The following is a 22,382-nucleotide window of genomic DNA, read 5'->3' as shown; positions in this document are numbered from 1 at the left end:
TGCCCTTGCCTCATCGTTGAGACGCATTTTCGCCTTAATCGCGCCGCAATCGGGCGAGGATGCGAACCGATTTGATTGAGTGTCGTCTGAGGTCGAAGTTATTTTCACGACGAATTGATTTTTTTCTCTGTTGTGCAGTGCAGCATAAGAAATCGGTGATCCCCCCGGAATCCATAGCGTTTCAGCACTCGCGAAAGTAGAACTCGCGAATGGAACGGGTAAGGGGATGCCGCTGCGGGCCGGTCGGATCCCGGCTTTTCGCTGCGCCGCCACATTTTGTGCCAAACTGCACCTGATCCTTGGCACTCGAAAATGCGGGCTCAAAGTCTGCTCTGATTGAAACGGTGGTGACGGGAGGCGCCGCCCAAAAAGGGTAGTTCGTTTGACTGTTGATCAAACCATTTCCTCCCGTATCAATTTGATGCGCATCCTTCTGATCTCGGGCATCGTGTTCGTCCACGTCCCGTTCGATCCGCAGACCAGCCCGTTCCTCGGCCAGAACGGTTTCTTCGATTGGCTCCGCGTGTTTCTTGGCGACAGCCTGTTTCGTATCGGCGTGCCGTGCCTCAGCGCGATTTCCGGCTATCTGCTGTTTCGCCGTGGCTGGGATGCTTTCGACTACGGCAAGGTGATGCAATCCAAGGCGCGGACCGTGCTTGTGCCGTTCCTGTTGTGGAACCTCGGCCTGTTCGCCGTCGTCCTTCTGGTGCAGCGCGCCGGCATGGGCATCGGGTATTTCCCGGACCTGTGGAATGCATCCTCCCGTGAACTGGCGAACTATGCGTTTGCGAGCGAGAATTTTCCCGTCGACATCCCGCTCTATTTCCTGCGTGATCTTGTCGTCTGCATCGCCCTGTCGCCAATCCTTGCCTTCTTCGTGCGCAAGGCTGCGGTGCCGACGTTGGTCATCCTGTTCGTGGTGGCGATCCTGCCGGATCTCACGCTCTTCATCGTTTTGAAGAAGTCGATCCTGTTCTCCTTTACCTTCGGCATCTTCCTCGCATTGAACCGCATCGATCTCTCGGCGCTCGACCGTTTCGCCATTCCTGGAACGGCACTGGTTGTCGCCGCCGCCGTCCTGTTGTCGATCGCGCTTTATCAGACGGGACCGGACTATTCCTGGTCGCTCGAGCTTCTGCGCAACGCGCTGTCGATCATCGGTGCGGGCGGATTCTGGCTGATGTCGGCACTTGCTATCCGCTCGACGCTCGGCAAACGGCTGGCCGCCACCGGCAGCCTCAGCTTCTGGATCTTCTGCGCCCATTACCCGCTGCTCGTGGTGATGTGGATGGTCTGGAACCGCATCGCCGGCGATCAGCTCTACCCGCTGTTCTATGTCGGCGCGATTGCCTCGGCCCTCATCATCCTGGTGATTTCGAATGCGCTGGTGTCGCGCCTTATGCCCGGCCTTTACCAGACGCTGACGGGCAGTCGCGGCCGCAAGGCAAAGCTTGCGCAGACACAGAACTCCAATTCGTCCGGGCATTCCGCGCATGGCCGCGAGCCCGCCCTGACCCACAGAAGAGGTGAAACATGACGGCACCAGCCAGACAGATTCGACCCGCTTTCCGAGCCGCTGCAAGGGCATTCGCCGCGCTGGCAGTGCTCGCCTGCGCTCCAGCTTATGCCCAGGCACCGCCAGCCCCCGAAGCTCCGGCGACCCAAGCGCAGGATCCGGCCGCAAAGCACCGTCCTGATACCAAACCCCATCCGGGCGGCAAGCCGCAGCCGGATGCCAAGGGCACGTCTTTCGTCGAGAATTTTGATCGGCTCGACCGGTCGTTCTGGTTCGTTTCGAACGGCTGGAACAATGGCGCTCATCAGAACTGCACCTGGTCGCAGCGCCAGGTGACGACCGATGGCGGCAATCTGAAGCTCACCTTCGAGGAGCGCCAGAACAAGGACCGCAAAAACGTCTGCGGCGAGATCCAGACCCGCGCCCGCTTCGGTTACGGTACCTATGAGGCGCGCTACAAGTCGGCGACCGGTCCTGGCCTCAACTCAGCCTTCTTCACCTATATCGGCCCGACCGACAAAAAGCCGTGGGACGAGATCGATTTCGAGGTGCTCGGCAAGAATGTCGATCAGGTTCAGCTCAACCAGTATATCAATGGCAAGGGCAAGAACGAGAAGATCGTTCCCGTCGCCGGTGGCGCCGACAAGGGCTTCAACGACTACGCCTTCATCTGGGAGCCGGAGCGGTTGCGCTACTTCCTCAACGGCAAGCTCGTGCAGGAAGTCACCGACCCGTCGAAGATCCCGCAGAACGCCCAGAAGATCTTTCTGAGCCTGTGGGGCAGTGATACGCTGAAATCCTGGATGGGCCCGTTCGCCTATTCCGGCCCCACCACGATGGAAGTCGATCGCATCGCCTATACGGCGCTCGGCGAAGACTGTGCTTTCCCGCAATCCGTGCTCTGCACGCTCGACTGATCTTTCGACAGGGAGTTGAACGACGTGACACTGCAGGTCCTCTATCTGGCCCATGATCTTGCCGACCCGGCCATTCGCCGGCGGGTGCTGACGTTGAAGACCGGCGGCGCCAGCGTCACGGTCGCAGGCTTCAGGCGCGCGGGAAACCTGCTGGGTCAGGAGGAAGGCGTGCGCTCCATCGATCTCGGTTCAACGCAGGACGGACAGTTCAGCCAGCGCATCAAGGCCGTGATTAGTGCCCGGATGCAGTTGCAAAAGAGACTTGCCGGCGTTCCCATGCCGGATGTCATCATTGCCCGCAATCTCGAAATGCTGGTTCTCGCCGATGGCGCCGCGTCGCTGTTCGGCGGCGACGTGCCTGTCGTCTACGAATGTCTCGATATCCACCGGCTGCTTCTCGACGAGGGCGCCAAGGGCCGGGTGCTGCGTGCCGTGCAGCGGCATTTCGCAAAGTCGGCCCGGCTGCTGATCACCAGCTCGCCGGCCTTTGTCGAAAACTTCTTCAAGCCGAAATCCGGGCTCGATCTTCCGGTCCTTCTGCTCGAGAACAAGGTTCTGCAGCTGGGCGAAGCGTCCGTCGCAAAGCCGCAACCGCGTCTGCCCAAGCAGGGTGAGCCCTGGAAGATCGGCTGGTTCGGTGCGATCCGCTGCCGCAAGTCGCTCGATATCCTGACGGCCTTTGCCGAAAAGATGAACGGCGGGGTCGAGGTCATCATCCGGGGACGGCCGGCCTATAGCGAGTTTGCCGATTTCGATGCGCAGGTGAAGAACGCGCCGTTCGTGCGTTTCGAGGGTCCCTACCGCAATCCGGAGGATCTGGCGGAGATCTACAACGAGGTCCAGTTCACCTGGGCGATCGATTTCTTCGAGGAAGGGCTGAACTCCGAGTGGCTTTTGCCGAACCGTCTTTATGAAGGCGGGCTGCATGGCGCGGTTCCCATCGCGCTGTCGCGCACCGAGACCGGCCGCTTTGTGGCTAAGCGCGATATCGGCATTCTTCTCGACAACGCGACGCCGGGGGATCTGGAAACCCTGTTCTCCGGCATGACCGACGCACTCTACTTCGATCGCTTCGCACGGCTTGCGACCCTCGATCGGAGCCAGTGGGTTACCGATGCTGACGATTGCCGCGCGCTGGTCGACAGGCTTGCGGGCCTCAATCGCAATATTTCGCTGGCCGTACCGTCGGTACCGGCCATTTCAACCGTGCAGTCGTGAGGTGAGATAGTCATGCGTGTGCCTTCGAATGCCGATGTTTCCCATGGCGACCTGTCCTTGATCCGGACACTGATCGTCGTCCCGTGCCTTGATGAGGCAAAGACCATCGAGCCGCTTTTACGCAAGCTTGACCAGCAGCGAAGCTCGGCCAGCGACATGATCGTCGTTGCCGATGGCGGCAGCAAGGATGGCACGCAGGAGATCGTCCTTCGCGTCGCGCAGGAACTGCCGAACGTGGCGCTGATGCACAATGCCAAGCGCATCCAGAGTGCGGCGATCAATCTCGCCGTCCAGCGGTTCGGCGCGGAGTTCGAATATCTGATCCGCATCGACGCGCATGGCGATTATCCCGACGATTACTGCCGGACGCTTTTGCAGGAAGCGGTGTCGCTGGAAGCGGATTCGATCGTGGTCGGCATGGAAACGGTGGGCTTTGGCCTGTTCCAGCGGGCAACGGCTGCGGCGCAAAACTCCAAGCTCGGCAATGGCGGCTCCAAGCACCGGGCCGGCGGCGGCGGCGAGTGGGTCGATCACGGCCACCACGCCCTGATGCGCATCTTCGCGTTTCAGGCTGTCGGCGGTTACGACGAGAGCTTCAGCCATAACGAGGATGCGGAACTGGATTTCCGCCTTCGCCAGTCCGGTTTCCGCATCTGGATGACCGGCAAGACTTACATGACCTATTATCCGCGCTCCACCGCCTCGGCGCTGTTCCGGCAGTATCTCGGCTATGGCCGCGGCCGGGCAAAGAACCTTTTGAAGCATCGGTCGATCCCCAAGATCCGCCAGGCCATTCCGTTGGCGGTCGCACCTGTCGTGATCGGCGCCGTGCTTGCCGTCCTCTACTGGTGGGCGGCCATTCCGCTGGTTGTCTGGGCGGTCGCCTGCCTCGGCTACGGCGTCTGGATGGCTGTTGGCCAAAATAACCCGCTCGGTCCGCTTGCCGCGGTGTCGGCGATGATCATGCATTTCGCCTGGTCGGCAGGCTTCTGGCTGGAACTGATCGGCATCAAATCGAGGAGGCGTGCATGATCGTGGCTGGCAGCGGCAAGCTCCGCATCGATATCGGCATCTGCACCTATCGGCGCCCGGAACTGGAGGTCACGTTGCGGTCGCTGTTTGCGCTCGACGTGCCTGAACACACGCAGGTCCGGCTGATCGTCGCCGACAACGACGCGGAGCCGAGTGCGCAAGCGCTGGTGGAGCGGCTGAAAGCCGTCTCGCCCTTCGAGATCGAGTATGTCCATTGCCCGAAATCGAACATCTCGATTGCGCGCAACGCCTGCCTTGCTGCCTGCCAGGCGGATTATCTGGCGTTTATCGACGACGACGAGACGGCCGGTCCTGGATGGCTTGCAGCGCTTGTCGACCGCGCCGAAGCGACGTCGGCCGATGCTATCCTCGGACCCGTGCGCGCCATCTATCCGGACGATGTTCCGGCCTGGATGCGCAGCGGTGATTTCCACTCGACCAATCCCGTCTGGGTCAATGGCCGTATCGTCACCGGCTATACCTGCAACGTGCTTCTCGACATGCGCTCGCCGAAGCTTGCTGCGCGCAAGTTCGCGCTGTCACTCGGCCAGAGCGGTGGCGAGGATACGCATTATTTCACCCAGCTGACCGATGCCGGCGGACAAATCGAGTTTGCCCGTGACGCCCTGCTGGAAGAGCCTGTGCCGCAGAAGCGCGCCAGCTTCTCGTGGCTTGCCAAACGCCGCTTCCGCTCCGGTCAGACCCATGGCCGCATCGTTGCGGCAAAGAGTGCCGGTCTGTCGCGGATCAAGAAGGCCGCAATCGCTGCGGTGAAATTTGGCTATTGCGCCGTGGTGACGGTGGGTGCGGTCGCCGTTCCTGTCACCCGTACACGCTATGCCCTGCGCGCAGCACTTCACGCCGGTTCGGTCATGGGGACGCTCGGCATGCGCGAGATCCGCCAGTACGGCATGGTGGAGGCCACATGACTTCCGTTGTTACCGCACCCGATGTCAGCTTCGTCATCGCCGCCTACAATGCTGAGGAGACGCTGGAAGGCGCGATCGATGGCGCGCTTGCCCAGGTCGACGTGTCCCTGGAAGTGATCGTCGTCGACGACTGCTCCAGCGACGGCACCCGCGAGCTTGCGCTTCGCTGCCGCGATCGCGACGATCGCGTGAAGCTTATCGTCCAGCCCGTCAATGGCGGACCTGCGGCCGCACGCAATGCCGGGTTCGATGCCGCAACCGGCCGCTGGATCGCTGTGCTCGATGCCGACGACACGATCCATCCGCAGCGCCTGAAGCGGATGATCGCACGCGCCGGGGCGATGGATGCACGGATCGTGGTCGACAATATCGACGTCGTCCCGCTCGAAGGTGGCCAGCCGACAGCGATGTTTTCGCGCGCCGATCTTGAAGCGCGAAAGACGCTTGAGCTCGCCGATTTCATCGAATCCAACATCATCTTCGAAAGCACGTTCAATTTCGGCTATATGAAGCCGATCTTCCGCCGCGATTTCCTCAATCAGCACGGCTTGCGCTTTGATGAGAACCTGCGGATCGGCGAGGATTACATCCTGCTGGCGTCCGCGATCGCGAGCGGCGGCGTCTGCGCCATCGAGCCCGAGGCCGGTTACGTCTACCATCTGCGCCACGGTTCGATCTCACGGGTCCTCAAACCCGAACATCTCACGGCGATGCTTGCCGGCGACGAGAAGTTCCTCAAGCGCTTCTCTCTCGAGCCGCGGGCAATGAGCGCACAGCGCCGTCGCACGCAGAGCATTCGCGAAGCGGCTTCCTTCCTCACACTCGTCGACGAGATCAAGAAACGATCTTTCGGCGGGATTCTGAAAACGGCAATCGACAACCCGCGGGCGCTCAAGCACCTGCGTATGCCGATTGCCGTCCGTATGCGCCGGTTCGCAAGAGCTGCCGGCGTTTCTTGACAATCCGATCGACGGGGCGGGGGCGTCCCGGAAAGGACAACGACACTATGGAAATGAGACCTGTTCGCAAGGCGGTCATTCCGGTTGCAGGCAATGGAACACGGTTCCTGCCGGCTACCAAGGCGATGCCAAAGGAAATGCTGACGATCGTCGACAGGCCCGTCGTGCAATATGCGGTCGATGAGGCCATGCAGGCCGGTATCGAGCACATCATCTTCGTGACCAGCCGCAACAAGACTGCGATCGAAGACTATTTCGACAGCAATCCCGAACTGATCGCCAGCCTCACCCGCGCCGGCAAGACTGTTCAGGTGACGCAGCTCGAAAAGATGCTGCCGCTCGCCGGCACCGTCAGCTACACCCGCCAGCAGGTTCCGCTCGGTCTCGGCCACGCCGTCTGGTGCGCCCGCGAACTGGTGGGCAACGAGCCCTTCGCGCTGCTTTTGCCGGATATGGTGTCCTATGGCGCCCGCGGCTGCATGGCAGGCCTCGTCGATCTCTACGAGGAAGTCGGCGGCAACGTCTTTGGCGTCGAGCAGTGCGCGCCCGAGGAGACGTCCAGCTACGGCGTCGTCGCGATCGGGGAAAACAAGCAGCACGGCTTCGAAGTGACCGGCATGGTCGAAAAGCCGGCACCTGCCGATGCACCGTCGAACTATTACCTTAATGGTCGCTATATCCTGCAGCCGCAGATCTTCGAACTGCTGGAAAGCCAGGAACGCGGAGCCGGCAACGAGATCCAGCTGACCGACAGCATGCAGAAACTGCTGCAGAAGCAGCCGTTCCACGCACAGCCCTACACCGGACGGACCTTCGACTGCGGTTCCAAGCGCGGTTTCATCGAAGCCAATGTGGCCTTCGCGATGTTGCGGAGCGATATGGGCGAGGAGATCTATCACTCCGTCAAGGAGCTTCTCGCCAACCACGAAACGAAGGTTAAGGCGGCTTAAGGGCCGCTCCAACGTCGCAGTCAGACCAAAGCCCGAGGAACGGCAGTCCATTTCTGCCGTTCCTCTCGACAATTCCGGAAAGCGGACAAAGCCATGGACCAGGTTAATTATAGGCCGATGAACATCTTCCCGAACGAGCAAAAAGAAACTGACACGTTCATCGACCTCGACAAGCTGTGGTCGGCAGCCATGCGTCGGCTTGGCGTGATCATCATCTGCGTGGTCGCCATGGTCGCGCTTGCGGCAGCCTATCTGTTTACGGCGCAGCCGAAATACACGGCCGCGACGCAGATATTGGTGGACGACAACCTGTCCCGCTATGCGGAAGAGGAAACCGAAGGCCAGACCGCGCAGCAGATCGACAACCGCATGTCCAGTTCGGTCGAGATCCTGAAATCCAAGGCGCTGGCGCTCAGCGTCGTCGACAAGGGCAAGTTTGCGGAAAACGACCTGATCGTCGATCCGCCCAAATCGCCGGTCGATCTTGCCAAGGACATGGTGAAAAGCGTTGTCTCGCTGGTGTCATCAGGCGGCCCGTTGCCGAGCGAAGACCAGGTGCGCGCCGGACGCCGTGAAAAGGCTGCCGCCATCCTTCAGCAGTCGATCACCGTCGAGCGCGTCGGACGCAGCTCGGTCATCTCGCTCTCCGTCCGCTCGCCAGACCCGGTTCTTTCCGCCCAGCTTGCCAAGACCTATGCCAGTTCCTTCCTGACGGAAGAGCTCAATGCCAATTTCGACGCGACCGAGCGCGCTTCCGTGTGGCTCCAGGAACGTTTGAACGACCTCAACATCCGCGCACAGCAGGCATCGCTGACGGTCGAGCAGTATAAACGCGACAACGGCCTCGTATCGCCGCGCGGCGAGCTGATGTCGGCCCAGCAGCTGTCCGATCTCAATACCCAGCTGATCTCGGCGCAGGCCGAAGTCGCCAGCGCCCAGGCCCGCTACAACCAGTACAAGGTGATCATCGACAAGGGCTCGGAAGCAGCCGTCGAAAACGCCGTCGTTGCCAACCGCGATACCGACAACACGGTGCTGCAGAACCTTCGCCAGCGCTACACGACGGTCAACGATCGTGAAAAGGGCGTGGTCGAGCAGTTCGGCGCCGATCACCCGCAGGCAGTAGCGCTCCGCTCTGAAAAGCAGGACCTGGCGCAACAGATCCTGCGCGAGTTGCAGCAGCTGACCGGTTCGTTCCGCAACGAGCTGGATGTCGCAAGCTCGCGCGAGCAGTCGCTGCGTGCCAGCATCGAAAGCGTGGCCGGCCGCAACCAGGATGCCAATGTTTCCATGGTGCAGTTGCAGGAACTGCAGCAGCGCGCTGATGCTCTGAAGACGCTCTACCAGTCCTATCTGCAGCGGTTCGAACAGGCGTCGCAGCTGCAATCGCTGCCGATCGCCAAGGCGCGCGTCATCTCGGAAGCCGGCGTGCCGATCTCGCCGTCCAGCCCGCGCAAGACGCTCACCATGGCTCTGTCCGTCGTGCTTGGACTGCTGCTCGGCGGCGCACTTGCAGCGCTTCTAGAATTCCGCGAGCGCTTCTTCCGCACCGGCGCCGACGTGCAGGACAAGCTCGGCGTCCGCTTCCTCGGTTACCTCCCGAAGATTGGCAGCGCCCAGACCGACGACAACGGCTCCGACAAGCCAGCCGACGCCATCGACGGCCAGATCCTGCCGGAGGGCGATCCGATCGCGCTTCGCCGCAAGATGCGTGTCGCCGTCGAAGCACCGCGCTCGCAGTTTGCCGAAACGCTGCGCAATGCCAAGCTTGCCGCCGATATCGTGCTGCAGGGTCGCAAATGCTCTGTCATCGGCGTCGTCTCCTGCCTTCCCGGCGAAGGCAAGTCGATGGTTGCGGCAAACCTTGCCGGCCTCATCTCATCCAACGGCGTTCGCACGCTGGTCATCGATGGCGATCTGCGCAATCCGGGTCTGTCCAAGATGCTGGCGAGCGAGCCGGATGTCGGCCTGATCGACGTCGTGCTGCAGAAGGTTCCATGGACGGCTGCCGCCCGCGTCGACCGCCGCTCGCGCCTGACGATCCTGCCGATGACCACTCGCAGCCGTCAGCTGGCCCATACATCGGAGCTCCTGGCCTCGACCGGCATGAGCCAGTTCCTCGAAAGCATCAAGGACACGTTCGACGTCATCATCGTCGACCTGGCGCCGCTGATCCCTGTCATCGATGCGAAGGCCTTCGAGCCCTATGTCGACGGCTTCATCTTCGTCACCGAATGGGGTGTCACCCCGGTCAAGGCCGTGCAGAGCGTGCTTCAGTCGGAACCGCAGATTGCCGCAAAGACGATCGGCGTCATTCTCAACAAGACCGAGATGGGCGAGCTGCGCAAATATGCCGATCCGGGCGCGCCCGAGCGCCTGCACTCGAGCTACTCGTCCTATTACAAGGATGCCATTCCCGGCGTGCCGCGCTAAATTGCGGCACGTTCCGAAAGACTGATCGAAGGCCGCCGCTCCCTGAGGAACCGGCGGCCTTTCACGTTTCAGTGGTTGCCGTGTGCCTTTAGCGCCAATGCGTGCTTCCGTGCGGGAACAAAATTCCCTACCATGTCCCCAGTCCGATGATCCGCGAGGCCGAATTTCATGAGCACTCTCAACCGTTTCTCCGTTCACCCGCTGGCATCCATGACGCGATTGCTCGCCGACGTCGCGTCGGCACGGCGCGAGCCTGATCTGGTCATCCGGGATGCACGGATGCTGTCGACCTATTCGGAGCGCATCCTGCCCGGGCGGGAAATCTGGCTCTCCGGCGGCCGTATCGCCGCGGTAAAGCCCACCGGTTCCTACAAGGGAACATCGGCCAAGATTTACGACGCAAAGGGCGGCATTCTCGCGCCTGGCCTCGTCGATCCGCATATCCATATCGAATCCTCGATGGTGACGGCCTGCGCCTATGCGGAGGCTGCCCTTCTCAATGGCACCACCACGATCTTCTGCGACAGCCACGAGATCGGCAATGTCATGGATGTCGCCGGTGTCGAGGCGATGCTGGAAGACGCGCGCATGGCGCCGCTGTCGATCTTCCTGACGGTGCCGAGCACGGTTCCCGCCACCTCGCCGGAGCTGGAAACCGCCGGCGGCGACCTGACGCCGGACAAGATTGCAGCGCTGTTCGACAAATGGCCGGAAGCGGTGGCGCTCGGCGAAAAGATGGATTTCGTACCTGTCGCGATGGGCGACGAACGCAGCCATGCGATCCTCGCTGCCGCTCTGTCACGCGGCCGTCCCGTATCGGGCCATGTCTACGGCCGTGAATTCGTCGCGGCCTATGCCGCCTCCGGCGTCACCGACACCCATGAGGCGATCGACCGCGATATTGCCGACGATCTGCTGGAGGCGGGCGTCTGGCTGTTCCTGCGCGGCGGCCCGCCGACCACGCCTTGGCATTCGCTGCCACAGGCGATCAAGACCATCACCGAGCTTGGCGCCTCGCACAAGCGCGTCGCCGTTTGCACCGACGACCGCGACGCCGAGGATCTGCTCGCCTTCGGAATGGACTGGGTGACCCGCGAGGCGGTCAAATATGGCATGACGCCGGAACAGGCCTGGGCGATGGGTTCGCTGCATGGCGCCACCCGCTTCGGCATGGAAAACGAGATCGGCGGTCTCGGCGGCGGACGCAGGGCGGATCTGGTGCTCCTCTCCGACAACCTGGAGCCGGTCAGTACCTGGTACGGCGGCGAACTGGTCGTGGACCAGAAGAAGATCACGCCGGTTCTGGATGAGGCTTTGTCCAAGCCCTATCGCTATCCGGAAGCCGCCTATCATACGGTGAAGCTGCCGAAGAACCTCAAGCTGACGCCTGAACTGCCGACCGAGACCGTCATTGCCCACACGATCAAGACGGAGCTGCCCGGCATCACGCTCGGCCATGTCACCGTCACGCTCGAACCCGCCAACGACTGGCAGACCCAGTTCGATCGCCACGGGCTCTGCTTTGTCACGGTCGTGGAACGTCACGGCAAATCGCCGGGCAATGTCGCGCATGGTCTGCTCAACGGTTTTGGTCTGAAAAAGGGCGCCGTCGCCTCGTCGGTCGGGCATGACAGCCACAATATCATCGTCGCCGGCACCAATGAACGCGACATGCAGGTGGCGCTCGATGCGATCGAGGCGGTCCAGGGCGGCGTCTGCGTGGTGATGGATGGCAAGCTGACCGCCATGGTGCCGCTGCCGATCGCGGGGCTCTTGTCCGACAAGCGCGTCCACGAGGTCGCCGACGAGGTGAAGGCGTTGAAGCTCGAATGGGAAAAGGCCGAATGCACGATCGCCTATATGGGCTTCAATCTCATTCCGTTGTCGGTCATTCCGGATATCCGCATTACCGACAAGGGCCTCGTGCTGGTGCCGGAAATGCAGATCCAGACCCTGTTCGAACCGGCATGAGTTTTTGAGCATGACACCTGAAAACACCGATCTCGCCCGCGTTCTCGCCCATATCGACGCCAACAGCGACAGTTTCGTCGAACGGGTGATGGAGTATGTGAAGCACAAGTCGATCAGCGCCTCCAACGAGGGGATCACGGAAGCCGCCGATATCCTCGTCGGCATCCTCAATGGTCTCGGCATGCAGGCCCAGGCGATCACCACCCGCAACCACCCGATGGTGATCGGCCGGATGGAGAACCAGCCCGGCAAGCCGACCGTGTTGCTCTACGGGCATTACGACGTGCAGCCGCCCGAGCCGCTCGACCTCTGGAAGAGCCCGCCCTTCGAGCCTGAAATCCGCGATGGCCGGATCTATGCGCGCGGCATCGGCGACAACAAGGGCCAGCATTTCGCGCAGTTGCTGGCGATCGAATCCTATCTCAAGGTCGTCGGCGAGCTGCCCTGCAATGTCATCTTCCTGCTCGAAGGCGAGGAGGAGATCGGCAGTCCCCATATGGCGGAATTCGTCGCCGAACATGCCGACAAGCTCAATGCCGATCTCGTCGTGACCTCGGATGGCTCGCTGCATGACAGCGGCCGCCCGGTCGTCACGTTTGGCGTGCGCGGCGTCGCTTCCTTCGAGCTACGTGCAAAGACTGCCAACCGCGACGCCCATTCCGGCAATTTCGGCGGCGTCATGCCGAACGCGATCTGGAAGCTCGTGCATCTGCTCGCAACCATGAAGAACGACCGCGGCGAGATTACCATAGATGGTATCTACGATCCGGTGGTGCCGCCGACCGATCTGGAACTGCAGGCGATGGCCGCGCTGCCGCTCGACGTCGAGAAGATCAAGGCCGAGCTTGGCATGACGGCGATCGAAGAGCCGCTGGATCGTCCCTATTACGAGCGGCTGATGTTCCAGCCGACGCTCACCATCAACGGGCTGCATGGCGGCTATGGCGGGCCGGGGCAGAAGACGGTTCTTCCGAGCGAAGCCTATGCGAAATGCGACATCCGCCTCGTCGAGAGCCTGACGCCGGACTACGTTTTCGAAAAGGTCCGGGCGCATGTTGAAAGATATGCTCCCGACGTGGAGTTCGTGCCGCAAAACTCAATGCTGCCGTCGAAGACGCCGATGGACAGCCCGTTCGCATCCGTGATCCGCGAAGCGATCGTCGCAGCCCGCGGCGTCGAACCACTTCTCTACCCAAGCCTCGGCGGCAGCCTCCCGGACTACGTCTTCACCAAAATCCTCGGCAAGCCCGCTTTCGTGGTGCCCTATGCCAATGCCGACCAGGCAAACCACGCCCCCAACGAAAACCTCAAGCTCGACCTCTTCCACGCCGGCATCCGCACCGGTGCTGCACTGCTGGCGAAGCTGGGTGAGATGAGGGGGTGAATGGTAGGGCAGGGATGGTGGATTTCGCCAAACCGCTCAGTCGATCACCAGCATGTAGGCAATGGTCTGTCGAAGATCTATGCCGAGGCTGTGGTCGTAGGCTGCCCATGCGCTGGTTATAATAAGTGCCCATAGGACGCTGAACAGGGATCCGACCAGAAAATATTCGGCGAATTCACGCTGATCCAGCTTCTGGAACCTGGCGACCGTTTTCAGTGCTATCACGGCGGCGAGGATCTCCCAACTGTGAACAACGATCCCGGCCGCGAGTATCAGCCTCTCCAGAATGCCGATCACTCGTCCGGCGCTGATGGTCGAGGGAGGGTTTTCCGAGACCATGTCCTTCAGGCCGGTCAGATCGAAAAGCTTGCGACATAGCCAGTTGCCTCCGTAAGTCAGCAAGCCCAGTGCGACAGCCGTATAGACGAGTGCGTGGATCATGCGTGCTGCCTTTCGAGCGACAAGGAACCGTCCAGTTCGGCAAGGGCCTCTTGAATGGCATTCCATTGAAGCAGGTAAAGATCAAAGTCTCCAGAGTTTCTGACCTTGTAGATGCTGTGCACGGAAACATTGCGTAGTTTCGCGATCTCGCTTGCCGTCTTTCCCGCCAGAAAGGCCTGGATGTCGTGACGCTGGGTCGGCGTCCATCGACGTTCGATGGCGGTCAGCGTTGCGCCGCCTGCCTCCAGCAGGGTCTCGAGCACCTGATAGCCTGGAATGTGGAACCGGTAATAGGTGGTGGCCGCTTTCTCGTTGAGCTTCGCCCTCGTGGCGGCGAGACCCGTCCCCATCATGTTCCAGGCGCGCTCTGGGTTGAGCGGCGTTTTCAACGCGGCAACTCCGATTGCAAACCGGCAGTCGATGGAATCGCGCATCAAATCGTATCGAATCTTGCGGGCAATCCGCATCGCACCAGCAAGCGAGGTCGCGAAACCCTGGAACTCGTCTCCCAAGGTGATCGTAAGCGGCGAGGCCAGGATTCGAGCAGATTCGGTGTTCTGACGGTCGATCGCTGCGTTAAATTGTTCATGGAGGCGTTCGATAGATGGGCTGATCTCGCTTTGAACGATATCACCCATGATGATCGCAAGAGGATTTTTGTTTGACCCTATCATGGGTCAAATCTACGATTTACCCAAAAAAGGGTCAATCAGAAAATTGACCCCAATCTGGTTCAAAGCTCCTGCCCCTTTCCAACCGGTTCAAACCCCACTGCAACGCTGCAGTTTACATTGCCGCGCTGGCCGCCTAGGCAGGGTGCCATATCAGGAACGGGCAGGTTACGGATCATGTTGATCAAGCAGAGCGACTATCACCGCATTTACCGGGTCATCAACAGCCTGCTCGTCAACGAGAACGCCAATACCGCCGTTGCCGGAATGTATTTCAGCACGTTCGGCGCGTTCATCCTGCGCCAGCATTACGGGGTCACGGCCACGCCGAAGAGTGGGCTGGCTGCCTATAACCTCGGCGGCACCCGCATTCTCTTCGCAGACCAGCGCGAAGACGGGTATGTCACGGGTGCTGGCGAGAATTTTCATTGCTGGGTGGAGGCCGACGGCTGGGCGATCGATTTCATGGCGCCGGCGTTTTCGCAGAGCGCGTCCGAGCTTCGGGTGCCCTCTAAGATGTTCCAGAGGCCTCTTTCGGCCATGGCTTCAAGCATCAACGATCTCGAGCAATCCGGCGATTTCTTCTATCAGTCGGAGCCGCAAGCAAGCGCAAGGCGCTTCGCGGATTGGCACAAGCACGCGATGATCGGTGATCTCGCCTCGGTTGCCGCAAACTGGTTCCGGAAGTCGCCTAAGCAGATGCCGAAGTCACTGTCCATCGCGAGCGAGCCGGGAAAGAGCGTACCGTTGCTGGGGAATGCGCTTTCGGGCGCCTGGTGATGGCGGAGGCTTGCGGGCCGGGACAGGTTCGCCGATAGCGGCCAGCTCCGCTACGGGGGCGTTAGAGGGCGGGATGCTGTCGCACCCCGCCGCACGTGATGTCAGCCCTTCTTCAGCGCCGCATAGGCCACGGCCATCTTGGCGGCGAGGCGGGCGTTGTTTCGGACCAGCTCGATATTGGCTTTCAGGCTTTCGCCCTTCGACAGCTCGTTGATGCGGGCGAGCAGGAACGGGGTCAGTTCCTTGCGGCCGATGCCGCGCTCATCTGCTTCGCGCACCGCATCGGCAATCGTGCCGTCGATGAAGTCAGGGGTCAGGGCGGCTTCTTCCGGGATCGGGTTGGCGATCAGGAGGCCAGTGCCGGTGCCGAGCTGGTGGTGGAAATGCATGGCGCTTGCAATCTCTTCTGCCGTATCCAGCCGGTGATCGGCCTTGTAGCCGCTCTGGCGGGTGAAGAAGGCCGGGAAGTCCTCGGTGCCGTAGGCAATGACCGGCACGCGCTGGGTTTCCAGATATTCCAGCGTCTTCGCAATATCGAGGATCGATTTCACGCCGGCGCAAACCACGGCTGTCCTGGTGCGGCCAAGCTCGGTCAGGTCGGCGGAGATGTCGAATGTCTGCTCGGCGCCGCGATGCACACCGCCGACGCCGCCGGTTGCGAAGATCTCGATGCCGGCAAGCTCTGCCAGAAGCATGGTGGCGGACACCGTCGTGCCCGCCGTCTGGCCGCGCACCATGGCAACGGCGAGATCGCGGCCGGAGGCCTTGACCACGCCCTTGGCCTGGGCCAGCTTTTCCAGCTCATCGTGCTCGAGGCCGACGCGGAGTTCACCGTCGATGACGGCGATGGTTGCCGGCACGGCGCCGTTTTCACGCACGACAGCCTCGACCGAAAGCGCCGTCTCCAGATTGGCCGGGTAGGGCATGCCATGGGTGATGATGGTCGATTCGAGCGCCACGATGGCGCCGCCGTTTGCGAGAGCCTCTAAAACTTCCGGGCTGAGTTTCGGCTTCAGCAATGACATGGGATTTCCTTTCTGAAAGCAGTTCCGGCAAAGCCGTGGAGCGGTTTTGCGTCTGGACCTGCGTTGGGATTAAACACTGGAAGCACTCGCGTACTTCAGGACAAACGGTGCATATGGGCCTGCAAAAAGGCTTCGGAGAGTTCGGGGTGGACGCTTGCCGCACTTTCGGTGGTGAGCGTCGCAACCAGTGCGCCGATGCGGGCAGCGGTGTGGATGTCGTCGCCGGCAATCACCCGGTGCAGGGTTCCGGCAATCATCGCGTCGCCGGCGCCGGTCATGTCGATCGCTTTTGCTTCGACTGCTTCGAAACTGGCTGACGCATCGATGCCGGCAACGGCAATGCCGGCCGCACCCATCGTCACCACTGCCTCGCGGGCGCCGGCCGCCTGCAGGCCACGTGCCGCCTTCAGTGCGTCGTCGATCGTATCACGGGCCGACAGTCCGAGAATGGCGTTCGCCTCGTCGATATTCATGAACAGCAGGTCGATACCGGAGAGGTCCTTCGGCAGGCGCATGGCTTTGACGGTGGAGACGGCGTCGATCGCCAGCCGGAAGCGTGCGTCGCGTCTCCTCGTGATCAGCGCCGCCAGTGTTTCGGCTGGTGGGTTGCAGTCGGAGAACACGAAGCTTGCGGAAGCAAGATGCGGCCAGACCCGGTCGAGATGTTCGGGCCGCAGCAGGTCGAATATGCCCATGTCGGCAATGCCGAGCGAAAGATCGCCGTGCGGATCGAGGATGGCCGCATATTCGGCGGTCGGCCGCTCGGTGCTGATGATCATCTGACTGACGTCGATGCCGCGCTCGCGCATATAGGTCATCAGCGTGCGGCCGCCCTCGTCGTCACCGACGATCGAGATGAAACCGGTTTCGGTACCAAGACGGGCGAGGTTTTCGGCCACGTTGCGGGCAACGCCACCCATCGAGCGGGTGCTGTCGACGGGGTTGGACGTGCCCTGAACGATTTCCTGCTTCGCGTGGTATTTCCGGTCGAGAACGGCGCCGCCGAGACAGATCGCGCGTGACGGCTGCGGCATCACATAGCCGCGGCCGAGAACATGGCCCTTCTGCATCAGCTGCACGATATGGGCTGCCACCGTGGAGCGGGCGAGCCCCAGCATCTCGGCAATCTCCTGCTGTCCCGCAAAAGGATTGTCCCTGATAATGCCGAGAACGGCGGCTTCCTGGCTGGTCAGATCGTCCATCGTGGCTTCCCGTGAAGGATCACGGTTTATAAACAACTGTTCATCGCGTCAACAGTTGTTTTGCGCGCGCTTCACGCCGTCAGTTGCGCACCCGAAGACCGTCCATCAAAAGCATAATCAGCCGATTGCCGCTGGCGCGCCATTCGGGCGAATCCGGAATGGAATAGATGCTCGACATGGCGTGCATCAGATCCGCCTGGCCTATATCGCTGCGGATGAGATTTGCCTCGCGGCCGTTTACGAGAAGCCGGTCGAGCGCCTGCCGTATGGTCCCGAACCCCTCCGCAAACAGTGTCGTGTTGGAACTGGCGATAATCTTCAGGCTGTTGGCCATGCCACGCTTGGTCGCCGTATAGCCCACGAAGCGCAGCATCCAGAGCTCCAGTGCCTTGTCGGCCGGGTGGGTGGCGGCAAGTTCGTCCGCTGCTGCCGCCAGTGCCGTCAACTCGCGGCGATAGACGAGTTCCACCAGATGTTCGCGGGTCGGGAAATGCCGGTAGAGCGTGCCGATGCCGACGCCGGCCTTGCGGGCGATGTCTTCCAGAGAGGTTTCGACGCCCTTTTCCGCGAAGGCCTGCGCTGCCACCTCGACCAGCTTGTCGCGGTTGCGGCGAGCGTCCGCGCGAAGTTTCGGAGCCGGGGTCTGTGCATTTTTCGGCGTGGCCAAAGCCCGAAATCCTGTTCCAGTGGTTAGGCTCTCTGAGGTCGTAATCCTGATTTCCGGCATCCTGACATGGATGTTTTCGAAATCCAGCCTTGACTGATATCAGCGAGCGGCTAGTTTAAACGGAGTTGCCTCCGTTTGAGGTGGCGCTTATGTCTTTTTAGATCAGAAGGCGGCCGGATGTCATGTCGAAAGATGGCGTCCCGCCTTATCGACCGCGATCGGCGGCGGACGTTTACACGATATCATCGACCCATGCCCTCCCCAGACGGCCGGTCCAGCCTAATTCTTTGAAATTCTCTTCGTGAAGATTGCAGGAGCCTGTCATGACACGAACCATTCACCTCAACCTCGATATCAACGGCAAGGGTCACGACCTCGATGTCGAGCCGCGCGTGACGCTGCTCGATGCGCTGCGCGACCATCTTGTTCTCACCGGCACCAAAAAGGGTTGCGACCAGGGCCAGTGCGGCGCCTGCACGTGCCATGTGGATGGCAGACGGGTGTTATCCTGTCTCACCCTGGCGGCCCAGGTCGAAGGCCGTCAGGTAGAAACGATCGAAGGACTGTCCGGGGCCGACGGAACCCTGCATGCGGTTCAGGCTGCCTTCCTGGAGCAGGACGCTTTCCAGTGCGGCTATTGCACGCCGGGCCAAATCATGTCGGCAGTCGCCTGCATCCGTGAGGGCCATGCGGGATCGGATGCGGAAATCCGCGAATATATGTCCGGCAATCTCTGTCGCTGCGGCGCCTACAACAGCATCGTGGCCGCGGTGCGCCAGGCGGCGCAGGCCGTCGTTCCTGCAACTCAGGAGATGGCCGATGCGTGATTTTTCCTATATTCGTGCAGCCACCCTCGATGAGGCCCGCCAGGCGGTGCTGCAGGCAGGGGCCTCCATCCTGGCCGGCGGCACGACCCTGATCGACCTTGCCAAATGCGCCGTTGCCGAGCCGGAGACGGTCGTCGATATCTCCCATCTCGAAGGTCTCTCCGGCATCGAGGTCACACCCAGCTCGGTCACCATCGGCGCGCTTTCGCGCATGTCTGACGTCGCCGATCATGCGGGGATCAAGTCGGAACTCCCGGCTGTCTCGGAATCGCTGCTGCTGGCGGCGTCGGCGCAGCTGCGCAACATGGCGACGATCGGCGGTAACGTGATGCAGCGCACGCGCTGTCCGTATTTCCGCGATCCCGGCACGTTTCCAGCCTGCAACAAGCGCAATCCCGGCTCTGGCTGTTCGGCGCTTGGCGGCATCACCCGCAACCATGCGGTTCTCGGCACCAGCGAGCACTGTCTCGCCTCCAATCCCGGCGATCTGGCTGTGGCGCTTGTCGCCTTCGATGCCGTCGTCGATCTCGGTTCCCGCACGGTTCCATTCGACGAGTTCTTCCTCCTGCCCGGCGATACCCCGGACAGGGAAACAGTGCTTCAGCCCGGCGAGATGATCGTCGGCCTGTCGATCCCGAAAAGCGCTGCCGCGAAAAACTCCACCTATCTGAAGGTCCGCGATCGCCAGTCCTACGAGTTTGCAGCCGCAAGCGCGGCCGTCGGTCTGGAACTGGAAGACGATGGTCGCACGGTGAAGGATATCCGCGTTGGGCTCGGCGGCGTTGCCACCAAGCCATGGCGGGCGCGCGCCGTCGAACAGGCGCTGATCGGCAAAGTGCTCGACGATGCCACCATCAAGACGGCAAGCCTGCTTGCCATGGAGGGCGCCGTTGCCCAGGGCGACAATCAATACAAGATCGATCTTGTGCCGCGGGTCGTTGCCCGGGCGATCGAGACGGTCTCGACGGACAAATCTGGAGGTCTCGCATGACTATTATGCCCCCCCGCAAACACGGCGATGCCTCAGACGGCATGGTCGGCGGACGTCTGACCCGGTTCGAAGGCAGCCTCAAGCTCACAGGTGCTGCCACCTATGCGCTGGAATACCCGATCGACAACCTTGCCCACGCGGCCCTCGTGCAGAGCACGATCGCTGCGGGCCGCGTCGTCAGCGTCGATGCGACCAGAGCGCTCGCCTCGCCCGGCGTCCTGATGGTGCTGACACCGGAAGACGATCTCGGACTGCGCGTGTCCGCCGACTGGCAGGGCAACCGGCCGGAAGACAAGCCCTATCATCCGCTGCCGCGCGAGGTGCAGTTCAACGGCCAGTCGATTGCAGCCGTGATTGCCGAAAGCCGCGAACAGGCGACAGAAGCCGCAAAGCTTGTTGTCGTCACTTATGAAGAAACGTCGCCGGTCATGAGCATCGACGATCCGGCGGCTGGCGAAGGCAAGCTGATGGACAATCTCACCATCGGCTGGGGAGATGCGGAAGCGGCCCTTGCGGCATCGCCGGTCCGGATCGAAAGCGAATACAGCACGCCGCGCGAATACCATTGCGCCATGGAGCCGCACGGGCTGACGGCCAAGTGGGACGGCGACGAGCTGACGATCTGGGAACCGAGCCAGTGGTCGCACGGCATGGCCCGCATGTATGCCGAATGGTTCGCCATGGACTATGAAAAGGTGCGGATCATCTCGCCCTATATCGGCGGCGGTTTCGGCTCCAAGGGCCAGCCGCTCGCTTATGGCGCGGTGGCGGTTGCGGCGGCGAGAAAGCTCGGCCGACCGGTCCAGCTTGCCGTCACACGGCCGCAGAACTTCACCAGCTATGGCGGTCGTGCGGCAACTCGCCAGACGATCGCGCTCGGCGCTTCCGAAGACGGCGTGTTGCAGGCGATCGTCCACCGCGGCAGGACCGAGACATCCGTCTATATGGATTACCCGGAACAGACGGGGGCGGCGACGCCCATCCTCTACAAGGTGGAAAACTTCTCCTCCCAGTCGCGCGTCGTGCCGGTCAACACCGTCACACCCGGCGCGCTTCGGGGACCAGGCAAGAACCCCAGCGCCTATGGCATTGAAAGCGCCATGGAAGAGCTTGCCTACAAGCTCGATATGGATCCGCTGGAACTGCGGCTGAAGAACTATGCCGATCACGACTATCAGTCGGGCAAGCCGTGGTCGACGCGGATGCTGCGCGAAGCCCTGACGCAAGGGGCTGCCGCCTTCGGCTGGGAGAAGCGCAGCCACCAGCCCCGCTCGATGCGGGACGGCAAGACGCTGATCGGTTGGGGCATCGGTTGCGGCACGTTCCCAGTCATCCGGGCACCGTCCGAAGCGATGATCCGCGTTCTCGCGAACGGCCGCGTCGAGGTGGTCAGCGGCTCGATCGACATGGGGCAGGGCACTTATACGATCCTTGCCCAGACGGCAGCCGAAGCGCTCGGCGTGCCGGTTTCAGAGGTCGACGTGCTCCTCGGTGACAGCCGCATGCCGGGTTCGTCGATCGCCGGCGGATCGATGCTGGCGGGATCCATCACCGGTGCCGTCCACAAGGCAGCGATCGCAGCGCGCGACGAGTTGATCGGCCTTGCGCTCAACGAGACCGGATCGCCGTTCCGCGATACCGGCGCCAACACGCTTTCGATGGTTGGCGGGCGTATCGAGGCATCGCGTGGCGGTGGACCTTCGCTGTCGCTGCAGGAGCTGATGCAGGCGGTCGGCCGCAATGAGCTGGAGATCCGCCGCAACACGCTTGCCGAAAACGCGCAGACGCCTGATGATCAGAAACAGGCCTGGACCACCATGTCGAAAGTGCAGGGGCCGACCTCGGGCGACCTCTCCATGCACAGCTGGGCTGCCCATTTCGTCGAAGTCCGCATCGATGAGGATTTCGGGACGATCCGGGTGTCGCGCATGGTCTCTGCCTTCGATTGCGGCCGTCTCTACAATCCGAAGCTGGTGGAAAGCCAGTGGAAGGGCGGCATCATCATGGGCATCGGCCAGGCGCTGCTGGAGGAAGGTGTCGTCGATCCGCGCAACGGCCGCACCATCAACAGCAACATGGCCGACTATCTGGTGCCGACCAATGCCGACATTCCGGATATCGAGGTGATCTCGGTGGGCGTGCCGGATCTCGACGCATCCACGCTCGGCGGCAAAGGAGTTGGCGAAGTCGGCATCGTCGGCGTCGCCCCGGCAATCGCCAACGCCGTCTTCCACGCGACCGGCAAACGCATCCGCGACCTGCCGATCACGCTGGAAAAACTGATGTGATCTTATGGGCTGTCGCCTCTGGCGGCAGCCTTTCTCACACTTTGCGGTTCGGTTGGCTTGAACGTCGCTTGCGGCGTTACCTCAACCCGAGCGGTCCCCACACCCTTACGTCGCCAGAACTTGTTTTCGGATCACCCAGGACAGGGTAGATATAGCTAAAGTTCGGCTTCGCATCCGGCTT

General features: G+C 61.7%; 19 protein-coding genes. 14 read left to right on the top strand and 5 right to left on the bottom strand.

What is annotated here, in order from left to right; all coding sequences use genetic code 11:
• Window positions 1-382: 382 nt before the first annotated feature.
• The 10 genes from ACQY1P_RS20125 to ACQY1P_RS20080 all read left to right on the top strand — a co-directional run bounded on the left by ACQY1P_RS20125 (window position 383) and on the right by ACQY1P_RS20080 (window position 13,309).
• A complete protein-coding gene (locus ACQY1P_RS20125; RefSeq protein ID WP_430255135.1) occupies window positions 383-1,537 on the top strand; it encodes an acyltransferase family protein in 1,155 nt (384 codons plus the stop codon).
• Window positions 1,534-2,433, top strand: a complete 900-nt coding sequence (locus ACQY1P_RS20120; RefSeq protein ID WP_430255133.1) for a family 16 glycosylhydrolase — start codon at window positions 1,534-1,536, stop codon at window positions 2,431-2,433. Before ACQY1P_RS20125 ends, ACQY1P_RS20120 begins: the two co-directional genes overlap by 4 nt.
• A gap of 24 nt (window positions 2,434-2,457) precedes the next feature.
• A complete protein-coding gene (locus ACQY1P_RS20115) occupies window positions 2,458-3,651 on the top strand; it encodes a glycosyltransferase (RefSeq protein ID WP_430255131.1) in 1,194 nt (397 codons plus the stop codon).
• 12 nt (window positions 3,652-3,663) lie between these two features.
• On the top strand, window positions 3,664-4,683 hold the full coding sequence (locus tag ACQY1P_RS20110; protein ID WP_174197067.1) for a glycosyltransferase family 2 protein: 1,020 nt from the start codon (window positions 3,664-3,666) through the stop codon (window positions 4,681-4,683).
• Window positions 4,680-5,612, top strand: coding sequence for a glycosyltransferase family 2 protein (locus ACQY1P_RS20105; RefSeq protein WP_430255129.1), 933 nt, complete (start codon window positions 4,680-4,682; stop codon window positions 5,610-5,612). The genes ACQY1P_RS20110 and ACQY1P_RS20105 overlap by 4 nt, the downstream gene beginning before the upstream one ends.
• Window positions 5,609-6,571: a glycosyltransferase family 2 protein gene (locus ACQY1P_RS20100; protein ID WP_430255127.1), complete on the top strand. Its 963-nt coding sequence runs from the start codon at window positions 5,609-5,611 to the stop codon at window positions 6,569-6,571. Before ACQY1P_RS20105 ends, ACQY1P_RS20100 begins: the two co-directional genes overlap by 4 nt.
• Window positions 6,572-6,618: 47 nt before the next feature.
• Complete coding sequence (locus tag ACQY1P_RS20095) at window positions 6,619-7,521, top strand: UTP--glucose-1-phosphate uridylyltransferase (RefSeq protein WP_430255125.1); 903 nt, start codon at window positions 6,619-6,621, stop codon at window positions 7,519-7,521.
• A 93-nt stretch (window positions 7,522-7,614) separates the two neighbouring features.
• The gene (locus tag ACQY1P_RS20090) at window positions 7,615-9,954 is read left to right on the top strand and encodes a Wzz/FepE/Etk N-terminal domain-containing protein (RefSeq protein ID WP_113166844.1); all 2,340 of its coding nucleotides are present in this window, start codon (window positions 7,615-7,617) and stop codon (window positions 9,952-9,954) included.
• Window positions 9,955-10,122: 168 nt separating this feature from the next.
• Entirely contained in the window at window positions 10,123-11,925 is a 1,803-nt protein-coding gene (locus ACQY1P_RS20085; RefSeq protein WP_430255123.1) for an adenine deaminase, read from the top strand.
• A gap of 10 nt (window positions 11,926-11,935) precedes the next feature.
• Window positions 11,936-13,309 (top strand): M20/M25/M40 family metallo-hydrolase, encoded by a 1,374-nt coding sequence (locus tag ACQY1P_RS20080; protein WP_430255121.1) that lies wholly within the window; start codon window positions 11,936-11,938, stop codon window positions 13,307-13,309.
• Window positions 13,310-13,345: 36 nt separating this feature from the next.
• Here the strand turns inward: ACQY1P_RS20080 and ACQY1P_RS20075 are convergent, their stop codons facing one another.
• On the bottom strand, window positions 13,346-13,750 hold the full coding sequence (locus tag ACQY1P_RS20075) for a hypothetical protein (RefSeq protein WP_430255119.1): 405 nt from the start codon (window positions 13,748-13,750) through the stop codon (window positions 13,346-13,348).
• Window positions 13,747-14,388, bottom strand: a complete 642-nt coding sequence (locus ACQY1P_RS20070; RefSeq protein WP_113111834.1) for a SatD family protein — start codon at window positions 14,386-14,388, stop codon at window positions 13,747-13,749. Before ACQY1P_RS20070 ends, ACQY1P_RS20075 begins: the two co-directional genes overlap by 4 nt.
• 210 nt (window positions 14,389-14,598) lie before the next feature.
• Here ACQY1P_RS20070 and ACQY1P_RS20065 point away from each other — a divergent pair, with 210 nt between their 5' ends.
• A complete protein-coding gene (locus tag ACQY1P_RS20065; protein WP_092659498.1) occupies window positions 14,599-15,201 on the top strand; it encodes a DUF2026 family protein in 603 nt (200 codons plus the stop codon).
• A 101-nt stretch (window positions 15,202-15,302) separates the two neighbouring features.
• Here ACQY1P_RS20065 and ACQY1P_RS20060 read toward each other — a convergent pair whose 3' ends face one another.
• The 3 genes from ACQY1P_RS20060 to ACQY1P_RS20050 all read right to left on the bottom strand — a co-directional run bounded on the left by ACQY1P_RS20060 (window position 15,303) and on the right by ACQY1P_RS20050 (window position 18,155).
• Window positions 15,303-16,226, bottom strand: coding sequence for a pseudouridine-5'-phosphate glycosidase (locus ACQY1P_RS20060; RefSeq protein ID WP_430255117.1), 924 nt, complete (start codon window positions 16,224-16,226; stop codon window positions 15,303-15,305).
• Window positions 16,227-16,321: 95 nt separating this feature from the next.
• Entirely contained in the window at window positions 16,322-17,428 is a 1,107-nt protein-coding gene (locus tag ACQY1P_RS20055) for a carbohydrate kinase (RefSeq protein WP_430255115.1), read from the bottom strand.
• Window positions 17,429-17,507: 79 nt separating this feature from the next.
• Window positions 17,508-18,155, bottom strand: a complete 648-nt coding sequence (locus tag ACQY1P_RS20050) for a TetR/AcrR family transcriptional regulator (protein WP_430255113.1) — start codon at window positions 18,153-18,155, stop codon at window positions 17,508-17,510.
• Window positions 18,156-18,418: 263 nt separating this feature from the next.
• On the opposite strand from ACQY1P_RS20050, the gene ACQY1P_RS20045 reads away from it, so the two are divergent.
• The 3 genes from ACQY1P_RS20045 to ACQY1P_RS20035 are packed head-to-tail and all read left to right on the top strand — an operon-like array spanning window position 18,419 to window position 22,201.
• Window positions 18,419-18,922, top strand: a complete 504-nt coding sequence (locus ACQY1P_RS20045; protein WP_430255111.1) for a (2Fe-2S)-binding protein — start codon at window positions 18,419-18,421, stop codon at window positions 18,920-18,922.
• Window positions 18,915-19,913: an FAD binding domain-containing protein gene (locus tag ACQY1P_RS20040; protein ID WP_430255109.1), complete on the top strand. Its 999-nt coding sequence runs from the start codon at window positions 18,915-18,917 to the stop codon at window positions 19,911-19,913. Before ACQY1P_RS20045 ends, ACQY1P_RS20040 begins: the two co-directional genes overlap by 8 nt.
• Entirely contained in the window at window positions 19,910-22,201 is a 2,292-nt protein-coding gene (locus ACQY1P_RS20035) for a xanthine dehydrogenase family protein molybdopterin-binding subunit (RefSeq protein WP_430255107.1), read from the top strand. The genes ACQY1P_RS20040 and ACQY1P_RS20035 overlap by 4 nt, the downstream gene beginning before the upstream one ends.
• Window positions 22,202-22,382 lie beyond the last annotated feature (181 nt).

Source organism: Neorhizobium sp. DAR64872/K0K18, from assembly GCF_050500175.1.
GTDB classification, from domain to species: Bacteria; Pseudomonadota; Alphaproteobacteria; order Rhizobiales; family Rhizobiaceae; genus Neorhizobium; species Neorhizobium soli.
The sequence above is the reverse complement of the archived record's forward strand: the minus strand, read 5'-3'. Positions and strand labels throughout refer to the sequence as shown.

Coding starts and splice junctions, on each gene's coding strand:
- ACQY1P_RS20050 (WP_430255113.1), bottom strand. CDS start 18,155: ATGCCGGAAATCAGGATTACGACCTCAGAGAGCCTAACCACTGGAACA.
- ACQY1P_RS20040 (WP_430255109.1), top strand. CDS start 18,915: ATGCGTGATTTTTCCTATATTCGTGCAGCCACCCTCGATGAGGCCCGC.
- ACQY1P_RS20070 (WP_113111834.1), bottom strand. CDS start 14,388: ATGGGTGATATCGTTCAAAGCGAGATCAGCCCATCTATCGAACGCCTC.
- ACQY1P_RS20105 (WP_430255129.1), top strand. CDS start 4,680: ATGATCGTGGCTGGCAGCGGCAAGCTCCGCATCGATATCGGCATCTGC.
- ACQY1P_RS20055 (WP_430255115.1), bottom strand. CDS start 17,428: ATGGACGATCTGACCAGCCAGGAAGCCGCCGTTCTCGGCATTATCAGG.
- ACQY1P_RS20110 (WP_174197067.1), top strand. CDS start 3,664: ATGCGTGTGCCTTCGAATGCCGATGTTTCCCATGGCGACCTGTCCTTG.
- ACQY1P_RS20060 (WP_430255117.1), bottom strand. CDS start 16,226: ATGTCATTGCTGAAGCCGAAACTCAGCCCGGAAGTTTTAGAGGCTCTC.
- ACQY1P_RS20090 (WP_113166844.1), top strand. CDS start 7,615: ATGGACCAGGTTAATTATAGGCCGATGAACATCTTCCCGAACGAGCAA.
- ACQY1P_RS20045 (WP_430255111.1), top strand. CDS start 18,419: ATGACACGAACCATTCACCTCAACCTCGATATCAACGGCAAGGGTCAC.
- ACQY1P_RS20065 (WP_092659498.1), top strand. CDS start 14,599: ATGTTGATCAAGCAGAGCGACTATCACCGCATTTACCGGGTCATCAAC.
- ACQY1P_RS20120 (WP_430255133.1), top strand. CDS start 1,534: ATGACGGCACCAGCCAGACAGATTCGACCCGCTTTCCGAGCCGCTGCA.
- ACQY1P_RS20075 (WP_430255119.1), bottom strand. CDS start 13,750: ATGATCCACGCACTCGTCTATACGGCTGTCGCACTGGGCTTGCTGACT.
- ACQY1P_RS20100 (WP_430255127.1), top strand. CDS start 5,609: ATGACTTCCGTTGTTACCGCACCCGATGTCAGCTTCGTCATCGCCGCC.
- ACQY1P_RS20035 (WP_430255107.1), top strand. CDS start 19,910: ATGACTATTATGCCCCCCCGCAAACACGGCGATGCCTCAGACGGCATG.
- ACQY1P_RS20095 (WP_430255125.1), top strand. CDS start 6,619: ATGGAAATGAGACCTGTTCGCAAGGCGGTCATTCCGGTTGCAGGCAAT.
- ACQY1P_RS20085 (WP_430255123.1), top strand. CDS start 10,123: ATGAGCACTCTCAACCGTTTCTCCGTTCACCCGCTGGCATCCATGACG.
- ACQY1P_RS20080 (WP_430255121.1), top strand. CDS start 11,936: ATGACACCTGAAAACACCGATCTCGCCCGCGTTCTCGCCCATATCGAC.